The 14,793-nt window shown below is 64.5% G+C and carries 16 protein-coding genes; 5 read left to right on the top strand and 11 right to left on the bottom strand.

The window, feature by feature from the left end; all coding sequences use genetic code 11:
* Window positions 1–138: 138 nt before the first annotated feature.
* Genes P6U23_RS07275 through P6U23_RS07310 form a run of 8 tightly spaced genes read right to left on the bottom strand, consistent with a single transcriptional unit; the run spans window position 139 to window position 6,875 of the window.
* Window positions 139–1,179 carry a 5-methyltetrahydropteroyltriglutamate--homocysteine methyltransferase gene (locus P6U23_RS07275; protein WP_407178882.1) on the bottom strand — a complete coding sequence of 347 codons (1,041 nt, stop codon included), beginning with the start codon at window positions 1,177–1,179 and terminating at the stop codon, window positions 139–141.
* A 35-nt stretch (window positions 1,180–1,214) separates the two neighbouring features.
* Window positions 1,215–2,084, bottom strand: a complete 870-nt coding sequence (locus P6U23_RS07280; RefSeq protein ID WP_407178883.1) for a fumarylacetoacetate hydrolase family protein — start codon at window positions 2,082–2,084, stop codon at window positions 1,215–1,217.
* Entirely contained in the window at window positions 2,084–2,746 is a 663-nt protein-coding gene (locus P6U23_RS07285) for a polysaccharide deacetylase family protein (protein WP_407178884.1), read from the bottom strand. The genes P6U23_RS07280 and P6U23_RS07285 overlap by 1 nt, the downstream gene beginning before the upstream one ends.
* A 13-nt stretch (window positions 2,747–2,759) precedes the next feature.
* Window positions 2,760–3,560, bottom strand: a complete 801-nt coding sequence (locus tag P6U23_RS07290; protein WP_407178885.1) for an ABC transporter permease — start codon at window positions 3,558–3,560, stop codon at window positions 2,760–2,762.
* Window positions 3,561–3,567: 7 nt separating this feature from the next.
* The gene (locus P6U23_RS07295) at window positions 3,568–4,374 is read right to left on the bottom strand and encodes an ABC transporter ATP-binding protein (protein WP_407178886.1); all 807 of its coding nucleotides are present in this window, start codon (window positions 4,372–4,374) and stop codon (window positions 3,568–3,570) included.
* Window positions 4,353–5,096 carry an ABC transporter permease gene (locus tag P6U23_RS07300; RefSeq protein ID WP_407178887.1) on the bottom strand — a complete coding sequence of 248 codons (744 nt, stop codon included), beginning with the start codon at window positions 5,094–5,096 and terminating at the stop codon, window positions 4,353–4,355. Before P6U23_RS07300 ends, P6U23_RS07295 begins: the two co-directional genes overlap by 22 nt.
* Before the next feature lie 22 nt (window positions 5,097–5,118).
* On the bottom strand, window positions 5,119–6,087 hold the full coding sequence (locus P6U23_RS07305) for an ABC transporter substrate-binding protein (protein WP_407178888.1): 969 nt from the start codon (window positions 6,085–6,087) through the stop codon (window positions 5,119–5,121).
* A 59-nt stretch (window positions 6,088–6,146) separates the two neighbouring features.
* Entirely contained in the window at window positions 6,147–6,875 is a 729-nt protein-coding gene (locus P6U23_RS07310) for a GntR family transcriptional regulator (protein ID WP_407178889.1), read from the bottom strand.
* A 161-nt stretch (window positions 6,876–7,036) separates the two neighbouring features.
* Here P6U23_RS07310 and P6U23_RS07315 point away from each other — a divergent pair, with 161 nt between their 5' ends.
* Window positions 7,037–8,668: a GMC family oxidoreductase gene (locus tag P6U23_RS07315; RefSeq protein ID WP_407178890.1), complete on the top strand. Its 1,632-nt coding sequence runs from the start codon at window positions 7,037–7,039 to the stop codon at window positions 8,666–8,668.
* Complete coding sequence (gene hemC, locus P6U23_RS07320) at window positions 8,658–9,665, top strand: hydroxymethylbilane synthase (RefSeq protein ID WP_407178891.1); 1,008 nt, start codon at window positions 8,658–8,660, stop codon at window positions 9,663–9,665. Before P6U23_RS07315 ends, hemC begins: the two co-directional genes overlap by 11 nt.
* 46 nt (window positions 9,666–9,711) lie before the next feature.
* Here hemC and hemE read toward each other — a convergent pair whose 3' ends face one another.
* Window positions 9,712–10,749, bottom strand: a complete 1,038-nt coding sequence (gene hemE / locus P6U23_RS07325; RefSeq protein WP_407181363.1) for a uroporphyrinogen decarboxylase — start codon at window positions 10,747–10,749, stop codon at window positions 9,712–9,714.
* A gap of 184 nt (window positions 10,750–10,933) precedes the next feature.
* On the opposite strand from hemE, the gene P6U23_RS07330 reads away from it, so the two are divergent.
* Window positions 10,934–11,140, top strand: a complete 207-nt coding sequence (locus P6U23_RS07330; RefSeq protein WP_407178892.1) for a hypothetical protein — start codon at window positions 10,934–10,936, stop codon at window positions 11,138–11,140.
* Window positions 11,141–11,160: 20 nt separating this feature from the next.
* On the opposite strand, the gene P6U23_RS07335 is transcribed toward P6U23_RS07330, so the two are convergent.
* Both P6U23_RS07335 and P6U23_RS07340 read right to left on the bottom strand, forming a co-directional pair.
* A complete protein-coding gene (locus tag P6U23_RS07335; RefSeq protein WP_407178893.1) occupies window positions 11,161–11,373 on the bottom strand; it encodes a SlyX family protein in 213 nt (70 codons plus the stop codon).
* Window positions 11,366–12,118, bottom strand: coding sequence for a rhodanese-related sulfurtransferase (locus tag P6U23_RS07340; protein ID WP_407178894.1), 753 nt, complete (start codon window positions 12,116–12,118; stop codon window positions 11,366–11,368). Before P6U23_RS07340 ends, P6U23_RS07335 begins: the two co-directional genes overlap by 8 nt.
* A 204-nt stretch (window positions 12,119–12,322) precedes the next feature.
* On the opposite strand from P6U23_RS07340, the gene ggt reads away from it, so the two are divergent.
* Together ggt and P6U23_RS07350 are read left to right on the top strand one after the other, a co-directional pair.
* Entirely contained in the window at window positions 12,323–13,909 is a 1,587-nt protein-coding gene (gene ggt / locus P6U23_RS07345) for a gamma-glutamyltransferase (protein ID WP_407178895.1), read from the top strand.
* A 259-nt stretch (window positions 13,910–14,168) separates the two neighbouring features.
* Window positions 14,169–14,789, top strand: coding sequence for a (2Fe-2S)-binding protein (locus P6U23_RS07350; RefSeq protein ID WP_407178896.1), 621 nt, complete (start codon window positions 14,169–14,171; stop codon window positions 14,787–14,789).
* Window positions 14,790–14,793: the final 4 nt, after the last annotated feature.

Below are 14,793 nucleotides of genomic sequence, written 5' to 3' on the forward strand. Positions count from 1 at the left end.
GGACCCTCATCCCGGGGGTCTCGCGAAAGCGAGCCTCGAGGGATGAACGGCCCCGCTACAAGGGCTTTCGAGACGGCCGCTTGCGGCCTTCTCACGGGTGACGGGGATAGTTGGACGCCGTTTGACGTGAGACGCTTTCTAGCCGATCTCCCGCCGCACCAGCGCCGCTGCATCCGCCATCGCCTTCAGCTTGCCGAATGCCCTGGCGCGCGGCATGTATTTCATGCCGCAATCGGGCGCGACGACGAGGCGATCAGCCGCCACGTATTTCAGGCCGTTGCGGATGCGATCGGCGATGACGTCCACCGTTTCAATTTCGGGATCGCCGAGGTCGAGCACGCCCAGCATGATCTTCTTGGCTGCGAGATCCTTGAGCACGCCGAGGTCGAGCCTGGGTTGCGCCGCCTCGATCGAAATCTGCTCGGCGATGGTGTCGGCGAGCTCGGAGAGGAAGGAATAGCCCGCCGGCTTGGTCGAGCCCGGCACGACCGCGGCATAGCCGAAGCAGAGATGCACGACCGTCGGCACCTTGATGCCTTCCAGCGCACGGTTGATCGCCTTGACCGCGTAACGGCGGGCAAGGTCGGGATTGTTGCGCACCCAGGGTTCATCGAGCTGGATGATGTTGGCGCCGGCTTTTTCCAGATCCCGCGCCTCCGCATTGACAGCTTCGGCAAACGCGAGCGCGAGCTCTTCGTCGTCCTTGTAAAATTCGTTCTTGGCCTGCTGGCTCATGGTGAATGGGCCGGGCAGGGTGATCTTGGCCGGGCGATCGGTATTGCGACGAAGGAACTCCATGTCGCGCACCTCCACCGCGCGGGTGCGCCGCACCTTGCCGACCACCCGCGGCACCGGCGTCTCGTGGCCGGCGCGCGAGATGATCATTGCCGGATTCTCGGCGTCGACGCCTTCGAGCGCGGTGGCAAAGCGGTTGGAATAGCTCTCACGGCGGATTTCGCCGTCGGTGACGATGTCGATGCCGGCGCGCTCCATGTCGCGGATCGCGACGATGGTCGCATCATCCTGGGCTTCCTCCAGATGCTCTTCCGGTAGCCGCCACATGTCGCGCATGCGGGTGCGCGGCACGGATTTCGACAGCATCGCGCGATCGACCAGCCAGTCCGGCTGTGGGTAGCTGCCGACCACGGTGGTCGGCAACAGATGCTTCGGCAGGTTCATCCTGGTCTCCTTGCTTCTTATTTGCGGCGCGGCTTTTAGGCCGCGCGCGTTGCCGTGGCCGTAACTTCGTCCTTGACGGGATTGCGCAAGATGCCGATGCCGGAAATCTCGACCTCGACCACGTCGCCGTCCTTCATCCAGAGCGGCGGCGTACGGTAGGCGCCGACGCCGCCGGTCGTCCCGGTGACGATGACGTCGCCGGGCACGAGCTCGGTGAATGTCGAGCAATAGGCGATCAGCGCTGGCACATCGAACACCAGGTCCGAGATCGGCGCGGCCTGCACCTCGACGCCGTTCAGTCGGGTCGCGATATTGAGCTTGCTGACGTCGGGAATCTCGTCGGTCGTGACCATCCACGGGCCGAAGGCGCCGGTGCCGACGAAATTCTTGCCCGGGGCGAATTGCGAGGTGTGGCGCTGCCAGTCGCGGATGCTGCCGTCATTGTAGCAGGCGTAGCCCGCGACGTGGCGCAGTGCGCTTTCCCGCGCGATGCGGCGGCCGCCTTTGCCGATGATCACGGCCAACTCGCCCTCATAGTCGAAGCGCTCCGATTCCAGGGGGCGGATCATCGGCTGCCCGCCGCCCACCTGGCTGTTGGCGAAGCGCGTGAAGATCATCGGATGGACCGGCTTGGGATGGCCGCTTTCGGCAAGGTGCGTCGCATAGTTCACGCCGATGCAGAAGATCTTGTCGGGATCGGGAAGGGTCGGCAGCAGCTCGATCTCGGACAGCGCGTGATCGGGGCGCTCGCTCCTGAGCGCGGCAAGCTCGTCGAGCGATCCCTTGCTCAGCAGCGTCTTGAGCGTGGGATAGGCCGCAAGGCGCTTGCCGGCGTCGATGACGCCCGCGTCGGTGATGATGCCGTAGCTTGCCGTTGCGCCTTTCCTGAAACTTGCAATCTTCATTATCGGATACTTTCCTCGATGGTTGAAACATAGGCGTCGATGGGCCGCACGATTGTGCCTGCACTGATCGGCACGCAAGCTGGCGGAAAATCCTGGCGGAAGCGGGCGCCGCCCTTATCGGCGGCGTCGAGAAACTCCTCGAGATGGTTCATCGCGCCGGTCGGCAGGTCGTGCAGCACCATCAACGTCCACTCTTGCGCGCGGCATTGATCCAGCGCGCGATTCGCCCAGCCATGCGGATCGTCCCAGTCGCGCGGGATCGCGTTCCACAGCACGCAGGAATATTGCTCGCGCGCGAGATAGCTGACGATGGAAGGCTTCAGCAGCCGGTCGTCGAGATTGCCGCCGCCGCCAAATGGCCGGAACCAGCGCTCTTCGTGCGCGAGGTCGCCGATCAGGGCTTGCGTCCGGCCGATCTCGTGCTCGGCGCTGGCGGGGTCGTGCTGCTGCCCGAGCGGCAGCGAGTGGGTGTAGGTGTGATTGCCGATCCAGTGACCTTCGTCATGAGCGCGCGAGGCGAGCCGCCGGCGCGCGGGATCCTCCAGCTTCCGTCCGATCACGAAGAAGGTCGTCTTGATGCCGCGCTCGCGCAAGATATCGAGCACGCGCGGGGTGACGTCCGGTTCCGGGCCATTGTCGAAAGTGAGGGTGAGATCGAACACGTCCTGCGCTCCGTCATGTCGCCGGCTGCATCGCGCCGGTCGCGACATCGTCGGCGGTGGCTTGCGCGCCGCGCGTGCCGGTCTGCCAGATCGCGCATTTGCGCTCGATCCATTTGATGGCGGCGTTGAACGCAACCGCCAAGGCGAGCACCAGGAGCACGCCGGCAAAGACATGCGGGCTGTCGAGAATGGTGCGGTAGCGCGAGATCAGGTAGCCGATCCCGGCGGACGAGATCAGCATTTCCGAGACGACCACGCCGACGATGACCAGCGCGCCGCCGATGCGTAGGCCCGACAGCACGGTCGGGATTGCCGCCGGCAGCACTACGCGCGCTAGGCGCTGACCGACCGTCGCGCCCATGCTGCGCGCAGCGAGGAGGAGCTGCGGATCGATGGTCTGGATGCCGGCGGCGGTCGCGAGCATGGTCGGCAGAAAACCGTAGATGGAGGCGAACGCGATCTTGGATTCCGAGCCGATGCCGAGCCACACGGTAAAGACGGGATAGAGGATGACCAGCGGCACGGCGTAGAGGCTCGACACCATCGGCATGATCAGCACGCGCGGGCGCGGCAGGCTGCCGACGAGGGCGCCGAGCAGGATGCCGCCGCCGCAGGCGAAGGCCATGGAGACGCCGACCTCGTACAGGGTCACCAGCAGCGCCTGGCCATATTCGCCGGCTTCCGTGAAGCCCGCCTTCAGTGTCGATGATAGCGAGGGCAGGAACAGTTCCGGCACGAGGCCGGTGCGGGGAAGGATCTCCCAGAACGCGATCAGGGCGATGACGATCAGCCGGCGCAGCGTGCTTGCCTTCATGCGCGCCTCACGCCGATTTCCGGATATGCCGCCAGATGCGGTCGCGAAGGGTGCTGAAGGCGTCGCCGCTCAGCATTTCATAGGTACGCGGCCGCGGCAGCGGAATCTGCAACTGATCGACGATGCGCCCCGGGCGCGCCGACATCACCACCACCTCATCGGCGAGGTAAACGGCTTCGGTGAGGCTGTGCGTGACGAACACGACGGTCTTGCCCGTAGCGGCCCAGATCCGCAGCAGCTCGTCGCCCATGGTCATGCGCGTCTGCTCGTCCAGTGCCGCGAACGGCTCGTCCATCAACAGCACGGGAGGATCTTGCACCAGGCCGCGCGCAATCGAGACGCGCTGCTTCATGCCGCCCGACAGTTCATGAGGATGACGCTTGCCGAAGCCCTCGAGGCCGACCAGCTTGAGCGCTTCCTCCGCCCTGGCGCGCCGCTCGGCCTTGGGCACGCCGCGCAGCGCCAGCGGAAACTCCACATTGTCTTCGGCCGTGAGCCAGGGGAACAGGCTCGCTTCCTGGAACACCACGCCGACGCGGTCGGGATCGGGCTGCGTGATGGGGGTGCCGTTGATCAGGATGGTGCCGGAGGTCGGCTGCCGTAGGCCGGCAAGCATCATTAGCAGTGTCGACTTGCCGCAGCCGCTCGGTCCGACAAGCACGACAAAGCGCCCCGGCTTGATGTCTAGCGAAACCTCCGACAGTGCGACGACGTCCTGGCCACGCGCCTTGTAGACCTGGCCGACGTCGTTGATCTGGATCGCGCCGGCGCGTGGCGCGGGTTTCAGCGGCGTTACGTTCGCCAATGGCTGCATCGCGTTTCCACCCATCTGATCATTTCGTTGAAGGCAATGGCAATGGCCGCGATCATCACTACGCCGGCCAGGAGCTGCTTCATCTGGAAGTTTTCGCCCCAGGTGGCGATCTGATGCCCGATGCCGTCGCGTGAGGCGTACATCTCCGCCAGGATGACACCGGTGAGATTGAAAATCATTGAGATCCGCAGCGCCTCGAGCAGCACCGGCAGCATGCTCGGCAGATACACGCGCCATGCGGTCTGTGTCGCCGTCGCGCCGTAGGAGCGGGCGACGGTGAGATATTCGACCTTCACGGATTCCACCGCCGTCGTCGTCGACATGACGACGATGAAAATGGTGGAGAAAAACCCGAAGCCGACCTTCTGCGAAAAGCCGACGCCGAACACCAGGATGAACATCGGCAGGAATATCGATTTGGGAATCGAGAAGGCGAAGAACAAAAGCGGCTTTGTCACCTCCGCGAAATAGCGGTTTTCCGCGATCAGAAATCCCATCAGGGCGCCCACGGGCACCGCGAGCGCGAATGCCGCCAGCACCTCGGTCGCGGTGACCAGGAGATCGTTGCGGACGCTCGCCCGCTGCAGGAGATCACCGAGCGTTGCCAGCGTGTCGGAGGCCGAGGGCAGGAGCCGCGGATTGACAATGCCCGTCCGCGACAGCACTTCCCACAGTGCAAACAGCGCAACGACGATTGCGATCCGCGCCAGGGTGTTGGTCATGCGCTCCATCGCGTGCATCGTCTCACGGTTTGGTCGGAACCGGCTTGAACTGCGTGGAGATGATGTCCTCCGTCGGCATGATGTCCTTCAGCCCGCCGAACTTGGCGAGATCGAGCGAAAGCTGTACGGCCTCGACTACGTTGGGTGCCGCCATGTTGCTGTCGGTCTCGAGATTCATGATGGTGTTGTCGTATTCCATCGCGGCGATCTCGGCGGGCATCTCATAGAGCTCGGCAATCAGCTTGACCGTGACGTCGCGGTTGTTGCGCATGAACGCGACTGCGCCGTAAAGCGCATTCAGCGCCTTCTGCACCACCTCGGGCTTTGCCTGCGCGTATTTGTCGAGCACGATCCAGCCCGCGGTGAGGTTCGGGGGCACTTCCTTGGCATAGTCGAGGATGGTCTTGGCATCGCCGGATTTCAGGACCTGGAAGCTGAGCGGCGAATAGACCACCGCCGCATCGACATTGCCCGCCATCAGGTTCGGCACCAATCCGCCGCCGCCGACCGGCACGCGGGTGAAGTCGATCTTCTTGTCCTGGATGGTCCAGAGCGCGAGCAGGTCAGAGCCCGATCCGGCCGAGGTGATCCCGACCTTCTTGCCGTTGAGATCCTTCACGCCCAATGTCGATTTGGCCGGTACCATCAATTGCCAGCCGAAATTGCCCATCGCGGCGTTGGCCACGAGCTTCGACATCACGCCTTTCTTGCGCCCGGCGGAGACCAGTGAGGGCGGATCGAGGATGATGTCGGCTGCGCCCGCCGCCATCGCCTCGAACGTCTCGGCCCCGCCCCGGTAGATCGTGAGTTCCGCGCTGATGCCTTCCTTCTCGAACAGTTTTTGCCGCACCGCCGTCTCCGCGATCGTCGTCGGCCAATAGGTCTTCGTCGGCAGGCCGACCCGGATGGTCTCGGAAGAAGCGGGGGCCGGAAGCACAAGCAGGGCCAAGGCGAAAACAGAGGCGAGGCCGTGACGGCGGGTGAGATGCATTCGATGTTCCTCCCGATGATTGGTTTTGTTGTTCTGCTGCTGGAATCGTGCGCGGTGCGTCAGGTCTTGCCGCTCACCTCCGCGATCCGGGGCGCGCCGAGTTCGACGAATTCCATGGTGACGGAAAAGTGCCGTGCGAGCGCGGCGACCGCGGCGTCCGCATCGCGCTTGCGCACGGCATCCACGATGGCGGCATGCTCGGCTTCGACGTCGCGCGGCTTGTCGGTCTGACGGCGCAGCGCCAGGCGGCGATAGCGCTCGCTCTGTTCGTGCAGCACGTCGCGAAAACCGAGCAGCCACTGCGAGCCGCAAGCATTGACCAGCGCGCGGTGAAAGATGCGGTGGCGGACGACCCATTCCTCATAGTGAACGCCGGGGTCGTCGGGATAGCGATAGGGGACAGCTTGCAGGGCTTCCCAGGCGGCTTCCACCGCGTCGAGCCAGCCGGCGTCGCCGCGCTCGATCGAGCGGCGCAAGGCCAGGCCTTCGATGTCGATCCGGGTCTGTGTGACGTCGGCGAGGTCGGCCAGCGACACCGGGCTCACACGAAAGCCGCGCTGGTCCGAGGCCTGCACCAGCCCATCCGCCACCAGCCGCGACAGCGCCTCGCGCACGGCGGCGAGACTGACGGAGAATTGCTTGGCAAGGCCCGCGATATGCAGCTTTTGGCCTGGCAACAGGCGCGTGGCGAGAATGTCCGCCCGCAGCCGTTCCTGAACGGCCGAGGTCAGGCTGCGCGGGCGTTCCTCCGTGCCGCTCCCTCCAAAACTCAGTCCGACGCTCTCCATGGCGCGACAATGACAACACGACTGGCAATCGTCAATCGAAAATCGATTTTTCTATCGGAAAGCCACGGCCACCGGTTTGCAGCTACCAAACGTCCCGGGGCTTGGGCTAAACCGCTGACAGCGCGCGACCTGCGCGCCATCAAGCCGGGTTGATAAGAAACATGAATAGTGAAGCACGATCCCGCGGGAGCGAAACCGCCTCTGAATTCGACTACATCATCGTTGGCGCGGGCTCAGCCGGTTGCGTGCTCGCCAATCGGCTCTCGGCCGATGGCAAGCACACGGTGCTCCTGCTGGAGGCCGGGCCGAAGGACAAGAACATCTGGATCCACGTGCCGCTCGGTTACGGCAAGCTGTTCAAGGAAAAGACCGTCAACTGGATGTACCAGACCGAGCCCGAGCCGGGGCTCGGCGGCCGCCAGGTGTTCCAGCCGCGCGGCAAGGTGTTGGGCGGCTCAAGCTCGATCAACGGCCTGCTCTATGTGCGAGGCCAGCACGAGGATTACGATCGCTGGCGCCAGCTCGGCAACACCGGCTGGGGCTTCGACGACGTGCTGCCCTACTTCAAGAAGGCGGAAAACCAGTGCCGTGGCGGTGATCAGTATCACGGCGCGGCCGGGCTGCTGCCGGTCTCGGACTGGCGCCATTCCGATCCGCTCTCCGAGGCGTTTGTCAAAGCGGCCGTCGAAGCCGGTATTCCCTACAACCCCGATTTCAACGGCGCGACCCAGGAAGGCGCGGGATTCTTCCAGACCACCACACGGAAGGGCCGGCGCGCCAGCACGGCGGTCGCGTACTTACGCCCCGCGCTGCACCGAGGCAATCTGCGCGTCGAGACCTCGGCGCTGGGCCAGCGCGTGCTGTTCGATGGCCGCCGCGCGGTGGGCGTCGAATACCGGCAAGAGGGTGTTGTGCGCACGGCGCGCGCGCGCAAGGAGGTCGTGCTCTCCGGCGGCGCCTATAATTCACCGCAGCTCTTGCAGCTCTCGGGCGTCGGACCTGCGGAGCTACTGAAGCAGCACGGCATCGACGTCGTGCTCGACGCGCCCGGGGTCGGCAACGATCTGCAGGACCATCTGCAAGTGCGGCTGGTGACGCGCTGCGCGCAGCGGGTCACGCTCAATGACATCGTCAACCATCCGCTGCGCCGCGTCTGGGCCGGCGTGCATTATGGGCTCTTGCGCAAGGGCGCGCTGACGATTGCCGCAGGCACTTCCGGTGCGTTCTTCAAGACCAGTCCGCGCCTTGAGACGCCGGATATTCAGATCCACTTCATTCCATTCTCGACCGACAAGATGGGCGAGAAGCTGCATTCCTTCTCCGGCTTCACTGCCTCGGTGTGCCAGTTGCGCCCCGAGAGCCGCGGCTCGCTCCGCATCAAGAGCGCCGACCCGACGGTGGCGCCGGAAATCCGCATCAATTACCTGGCAACCGAGACCGATCGCCGCGCGTTCATCGATGGCCTGAGGATTTTGCGAAAAATCCTGGCGGCGCCCGCGCTAAAGTCGTACTGCGCGGGTGAAGTGTATCCGGGATCGAATGTCACGAGCGACGAGGATCTGCTGGAGTTTTGCCGGCAGACGGGCTCGACGGTCTATCATCCGACCTCGACCTGCCGGATGGGCAATGATCCGCTCGCGGTGGTCGACCAGCGCCTGCGTCTGCGCGGCATCGAGGGCTTGCGGGTGGTCGATGCCTCGATCATGCCGGATCTGGTGTCCGGCAACACCAATGCGCCGGTGATCATGATTGCGGAGAAGGCCTCCGATATGATCTTGCAGGATGGGCGATGACACGGGAGCGCTTGTAGTGGATGGTCGTTTGCGGATCGGGACGCGAAAGAGCGCGATGGCGCTGGCCCAGACGGAGGAGATCGCGCGCCGGCTGACCGCATCCATGTCGGGTCTCGAGGTCGAAGTGGTCAAGTTCGACACCACTGGAGATATCGACCAGACCAGCAAGCTGCTGCCGCATGGCGGCAAGGGTGGCGCCTTCGTGCAGCAGATTCGCGCGGCCGTGCTGAAGGGCGAACTGCAGGCGGCGATGCACTCGCTCAAGGACATGCCGGGCAACGAGGACACGCCGGGGCTGGTGATCGGCGCGACCTTGTCGCGCGATCCGCCGGGTGACGTGCTGGTGCTGCGTCCTGGCCTGTCGGTCGAGAAGCTGCAGCGCTCGCGCGGCAAAGGGCTTAAACTCGGCACCAACGCGGTGCGGCGCGCGGCTTACGCGCGGCGGCTATTTCCTGATGTCGAGGTGATTCATTTTCGCGGCGCGGCCGATACCCGCATACGCAAGCTGGATCAGGGCGAGAGGCAGCGTCTGCCCGATGGCGGCACGGTGGGGCCTGCGGATGCCCTGATCATGGCGCGTTCCGGGCTGGAGCGCGTCGGTCTCGCCGATCGCATCGCATACGAATTTTCCGCCGCCGAGATGCTGCCCGCAGTTGGGCAAGGGATTGTCGCCGTGGAGTGCGCGGCGGCGGACTGGCGGACGCGCGAACTGCTCTCGAGCATCGATGATGCCGACGCGCGCGCCTGCGCCGAGGCGGAGCGCGAGGTGCTGTGGGTGCTCAACGGTCACTGCAATTCGCCGATCGCAGGATTTGCAGAGATCAAGGCTGCGGAGATGCTGCTGCGCGCGTCGGTGCTGGATTTGGGCGGCGGTGTCATTATTGAAGCATCGCGCACCGGTCCCGCCGGCCGACCGCGCGAATTGGGACGCGCGGTGGCCTTCGATCTCCTGGCGAAAGGTGCTGCCGAGATCATCGAGCGCAGCCGGCCGAGGTGACGTCACCTTCCCCCGCAAGGGGACAGGGTAGGGGCTCCTGCTGGGATCAGCCGTTATGCCCCCGCACCCGCCGCACCATTTGCTCGACATGCGCGATCGGGGTCTCCGGCAAGATGCCGTGGCCGAGATTGAAGATCAGCCGGCCCGCCGCATAATTTGCCAGCACATCGTCGACCGCGGCATCGAGCGCGGCGCCGCCCGCGATCAGCGCCAGCGGATCGAGATTGCCTTGCACGGCGACCTTGCTCTGCACCTGCGTGCGGATCATGGCGGGCTCCGCCGCCCAATCGATGCTGACGGCATCGACGCCGGTTGCCGCGACATAGGCCGGCAGCAGCGCGCCGGCGCCGCGGGGAAAGCCGATGATCTTCGCCTCGGGTCTTTGTTTGCGCACGCCTTCGACGATGCGGCGGGTCGGCTCGATCGACCAGCGTTCGAATTCGCGCGACGGCAGCACGCCGGCCCAGGTGTCGAAAATCTGCAAGGCGTCGGCGCCGGCCTCGAGTTGGCCGAGCAGATAGTGCACCGAGTTCTCGACCAACGTGTCGATGATCTTGGAAAACGCGTCGGGATGGCGATAGGCGAGGAGGCGCGCCGGCGCCTGGTCCGGCGTGCCGTGGCCAGCGACCATGTAGGTCGCGACCGTCCACGGCGCACCGCAGAAGCCGATCAGCGTGACGTCCGAGGCGAGCGCTCCGCGCACGCGTCGCAGCGCCTCGAACACCGGTTCGAGCTTCCTCAGATCGGCCTCGCGCGCGAGCTGGCCGATTTTGTCCGGCGTGTCCAGCGGATCGAGCCGCGGTCCCTCGCCGGCTTCAAAGGCTACGTTGCGCCCGAGCGCGTAGGGAATGACCAGGATGTCGGAGAAGATGATCGCCGCATCGAAATTGAACCGGCGGATCGGCTGCAGCGTGACCTCGGCTGCGAGTTCAGGCGTGAAGCAGAGATCGAGGAAGCCGCCAGCCTTGGCGCGCACTTCCCGATACTCTGGCAAATAACGTCCGGCCTGCCGCATCATCCAGAGCGGCGGCACCTTCTGCCTGCGCCCCGCGAGCACATCGAGAAGGGGCTTGGGTGAGGACATGGAATTCAAGCGCAGGCTCCGCAGGCGAGGGATCGTGGTTCCCTGATACACCGCCGATCCGGCTTGGCCAACCCGGGCCTTGTCGGCGCGGTCGCGTGGGAACCGACCACATCCGATTCGCCGGAACGCGCCTCCAGCGCGCGCGTTGGTTAGGCATTGGATTGAGGAGCTCCGGAGGCTCACCATGGCCGACAAGTTCAATCCTGCGCCACGCGACAAGCTCGCCGCCGATCCCCGAGAGGCCCAGCGGCTGGACCAAGAACTGCACGCGAAACTCGAAACCGGCCTGGTCGACACCTTTCCCGCGTCGGACCCCGTGAGCGCTGCGCAGCCGGCATCGACCAGGCATGACCGCCATCCCGAGCGGAAACACGACAACCACGACCGTTAGCCCTTGAGGGCGGCAAGCAATCAATAATGCGGCGGCGGCTCGTTGGTTGGTCGTGGCAGGCCGGCTTCCGCCTCCAGCAAGCGCTCGTTCAAATGCGCGATCTTGCGCTTGAGCGCGTCGATTTCCCGCCACTGGGTCGTGACCGTTTCGTTCAGCGTCTCGATCGTGGCGTCCTGGAACATCAGGCGCGCCTCGAGCGCATCGATGCGGTTTTCCAATGCGAGTTCACTCATCGATACCTCGTTCGCGTGAACGTTCCCTCAGGCCATGGCCAAGCGCAACGCGCTCGTCGAACACAAAACACTCGCCACGCCAGCGGCTTTCGGCCTCACTCACGTCCTCCAGATATTTGAGGATGCCGCCCTTGAGATGATAGACCTCGCGAAAGCCGCGCGCCAAGAGATGACTGCTCGCCTTTTCGCAACGGATGCCGCCGGTGCAGAACATCGCGATCTTGCGATGCTTTTCGGGATCGAGCCTTTGGGCGACAAATTCCTTGAACTCCCCGAAGCTCGCGATTTGGGGATCGACCGCGCCTTCGAAGGTGCCCATTGCGACCTCGAACGTATTGCGCGTGTCGATCACGAGCGTGTCTTCGCTTGCGATCAGCGCATTCCATTCGGACGGCTCGACATAGACCCCGACCTGGCGGTTCGGATCGGCCGCCGCATCGCCGAGCGTGACGATCTCCTTCTTCAGCCGGATCTTGAGGCGTCCGAACGGCATCGCCCGCGCCCTGGAGAATTTCAGCTCGATACGGTCGAGGCGGCTTCCGAACAGCGCACCGCCTTTTAGTTCAGTCACGAGTGCGTCAATGCCATGGTCGGGACCCGCGAGCGTGCCGTTGATGCCTTCTTCCGCCAGCAGCACGCTGCCTTTCAGTGCAAGTCCTGCGCAGATCGTGCGCAGCGGTTCACGCAACGCGCGAAAATCGCGCAGCGACGTGAACTGATAGAAGGCGGCGACCTTGTAAGACATCTCGTGAGCACGGGCGTAGATATGGGGCAGAGGCGGGCGCGGTTTAGCAGGAGCCAAAGGCCGGCTCAATGAACCAGGTTCCGCGACCGACATGGCATCCATTCGCTGGCATACCAGCCATTGCAGAAGGCTATATGGATGTGTCATGAAAGCGCGGTTCCGCCGCCAAGTCGCGGGAAAACAACGCTAAAGTGAGCCCTGTTTATGAGGAATTTCCAACTCGCCGGCCGCTCCACGGTCCATGCCCAAAACGCGATGGTGGCGACGTCGCATCCGCAAGCAGCGCTGGCGGCGATCGAGGTGCTCAAGGATGGCGGCACCGCAGTGGACGCGGCGGTTGCGGCCTGCGCGCTCCTGGGCGTGATCGAGCCGCAATCGACCGGCATCGGCGGCGATTGCTTTGCGCTGATCCAACCTCGCGGCGAGGGCAAGATCACGGCCTATAATGGCTCGGGCCGCGCGCCAAAGGCGGCGAACGCCGATTGGTATCTGGAGCGCGGCATCCGCGCGGTGCCGCTGACTTCGGCGCATGCGGTGAGCATCCCCGGCGCGATCGATGCCTGGGAAACCATTTTGCGCGATCACGGCAAGCTCGGCCTCGACCGCCTGCTGCAGCCGGCGATCAAGGCGGCGGAGGAGGGCTATGTCGTCGCGCCGCGCGTCGCCTTCGACTGGAAGACCCAATTCGAGAAACTGAAAAAGGGCACCAACACCGAGCGCTATCTCCTGCCGCAGGGCAAGCCCGCGGTCGCCGGCGACGTCATCCGGCAACCCGAACTCGGCAAGACCCTGCGTGCGATTGCCGCCAGGGGCCGCGACGCCTTCTACACCGGCGAGATCGCCGAAGACATGGTGGAGACGCTGCGCAGCATCGGCGGCCTGCACACGCTGGAGGACTTCGCGGCCCACACCACCGAAGTGACCTCGCCGATCGGTACCCTCTATAAGGGCCTCGACGTCTGGCAGTGCCCGCCCAATGGGCCCGGTATCACCATGCTGGTGATGCTCAACATCCTCTCGCGCTTCGATCTTACGAAATTTGCGCCTGTTAGCGTCGAGCGCTTCCATCTCGAGGCGGAAGCCGCGCGTATCGCTTACATGATCCGCGAGGAAAACATCGCGGATCCCGCCCATATGAAGGTGGATGTGGCGAGGATCCTGGCGAAAGAATTCGCCGAGGAATACATCAGCCGCATCCGGATGGATGGCGTGCTCGAGTTGCCGAATGTGGCGCCGCCAATGAACCCGTCGACCATTTACGTCACAGTGGTGGACAAGGATCGCAACGCCTGCTCCTTCATCAATTCCATCGCGCATGCCTTCGGCTCCGCCATCGTCTCCAACAAGACCGGCGTGCTGCTGCAGAACCGCGCCGGCGGTTTCCGCATCCAGCCCGGCCATCCCAACTGCATCGCCGGAGGCAAGCGGCCGCTGCACACGATCATTCCGAGCCTCGTGACGAAGAATGGCCGTGCCCTGATGCCGTTCGGAGTGATGGGCGGCCAGTACCAGCCGGTCGGTCAGGTTCATGTGCTCACCAACATGCTCGACTATGGCTGCGACGTGCAGGAGGCGATCGATATGCCGCGCGGCCTGCATTACGAAGGCATCTACCAGCTCGAGGATGGCGTGCCGCCTGAGGTCGTCGAAGGCCTCAAGAAGCTCGGGCACAAGACCACCAGCGTGGTCTCGCCGCTCGGCGGTGGACAGGCGATCTGGATCGATTGGGAGAAGGGCACGCTCACGGGCGGTTCCGATCCACGTAAAGACGGCTGCGCACTCGGCTACTAAAGCGGGTTCGCTTTTCACCTCTCCCGGCCGGGAGAGGTGAACGAGATTGCCGTAGCGGCTCAACTTGGGCTCATCATTATTGTGTGGGGCCGCACGGTCGCGCCGGAACCTTCGTTCCATCAGCGAAAGTTGAAAAACTCGGCCGCTCAATTCGTCGCGGCGCAGGCGCGTCTGCGGAACGGGGCTTGTTATCCCTAGTTAGGTCGGGCAGGCGCGCAGGCGTGCGCGCCGCTTCTACTTTCAGCGGCGGAGGCCGTCCATGTCCGACAAATCCTCTTCCTCGAACGCGTCGGCTTTCAATCGCCGCGCCTTCATGGCCGCAGTCGCGGGAACGGCGGTGGCGGCGCCGCTCACTGCGCGTGCCGAGGGACCGGCGGCGACGCCGAGCGTGGCGCAAGGTCCGCAGCTTCCCGTCGACCTCACGCTGAGGGTCAACGGCCAGAACAGGCAACTTAGTCTCGACGCGCGCACCACGGTGCTGGATGCGCTGCGCGAGCGGCTCGGTCTCACCGGCAGCAAGAAGGGCTGCGACCACGGCCAGTGCGGCGCCTGTACGGTGTTGATCGACGGCCGCCGGGTGCTGTCCTGCCTCACGCTCGCGCTTGTCGCGCAAGGTCACGAGATCACGACCATCGAAGGTCTCGCCGATGGCGACAAGCTGCATCCGATGCAGCAGGCTTTCATCGATCAGGATGCTTTCCAGTGCGGCTATTGCACGCCGGGACAGATCATGTCGGCAGTCGCTTGCGTGAAGGAAGGACACGCCAAAAGTGACGACGACATCCGCGAATATATGAGCGGAAACATCTGCCGCTGCGCCGCCTATCCGAACATCGTTGCGGCCATCAAGCAGGCCGCGCCCGAAATCCTGAAAGGCTAGCCCG

The sequence above is a fragment of the Bradyrhizobium sp. STM 3562 genome (assembly GCF_045571435.1).
GTDB lineage: Bacteria > Pseudomonadota > Alphaproteobacteria > Rhizobiales > Xanthobacteraceae > Bradyrhizobium.

Coding starts and splice junctions, on each gene's coding strand:
- P6U23_RS07335 (WP_407178893.1), bottom strand. CDS start 11,373: ATGAGTGAACTCGCATTGGAAAACCGCATCGATGCGCTCGAGGCGCGC.
- P6U23_RS07350 (WP_407178896.1), top strand. CDS start 14,169: ATGTCCGACAAATCCTCTTCCTCGAACGCGTCGGCTTTCAATCGCCGC.
- P6U23_RS07280 (WP_407178883.1), bottom strand. CDS start 2,084: ATGAAGATTGCAAGTTTCAGGAAAGGCGCAACGGCAAGCTACGGCATC.
- P6U23_RS07275 (WP_407178882.1), bottom strand. CDS start 1,179: ATGAACCTGCCGAAGCATCTGTTGCCGACCACCGTGGTCGGCAGCTAC.
- P6U23_RS07305 (WP_407178888.1), bottom strand. CDS start 6,087: ATGCATCTCACCCGCCGTCACGGCCTCGCCTCTGTTTTCGCCTTGGCC.
- P6U23_RS07330 (WP_407178892.1), top strand. CDS start 10,934: ATGGCCGACAAGTTCAATCCTGCGCCACGCGACAAGCTCGCCGCCGAT.
- P6U23_RS07290 (WP_407178885.1), bottom strand. CDS start 3,560: ATGAAGGCAAGCACGCTGCGCCGGCTGATCGTCATCGCCCTGATCGCG.
- P6U23_RS07315 (WP_407178890.1), top strand. CDS start 7,037: ATGAATAGTGAAGCACGATCCCGCGGGAGCGAAACCGCCTCTGAATTC.
- P6U23_RS07340 (WP_407178894.1), bottom strand. CDS start 12,118: ATGTCTTACAAGGTCGCCGCCTTCTATCAGTTCACGTCGCTGCGCGAT.
- P6U23_RS07295 (WP_407178886.1), bottom strand. CDS start 4,374: ATGCAGCCATTGGCGAACGTAACGCCGCTGAAACCCGCGCCACGCGCC.
- P6U23_RS07310 (WP_407178889.1), bottom strand. CDS start 6,875: ATGGAGAGCGTCGGACTGAGTTTTGGAGGGAGCGGCACGGAGGAACGC.
- hemE (WP_407181363.1), bottom strand. CDS start 10,749: ATGTCCTCACCCAAGCCCCTTCTCGATGTGCTCGCGGGGCGCAGGCAG.
- ggt (WP_407178895.1), top strand. CDS start 12,323: ATGAGGAATTTCCAACTCGCCGGCCGCTCCACGGTCCATGCCCAAAAC.
- P6U23_RS07300 (WP_407178887.1), bottom strand. CDS start 5,096: ATGACCAACACCCTGGCGCGGATCGCAATCGTCGTTGCGCTGTTTGCA.
- hemC (WP_407178891.1), top strand. CDS start 8,658: ATGGGCGATGACACGGGAGCGCTTGTAGTGGATGGTCGTTTGCGGATC.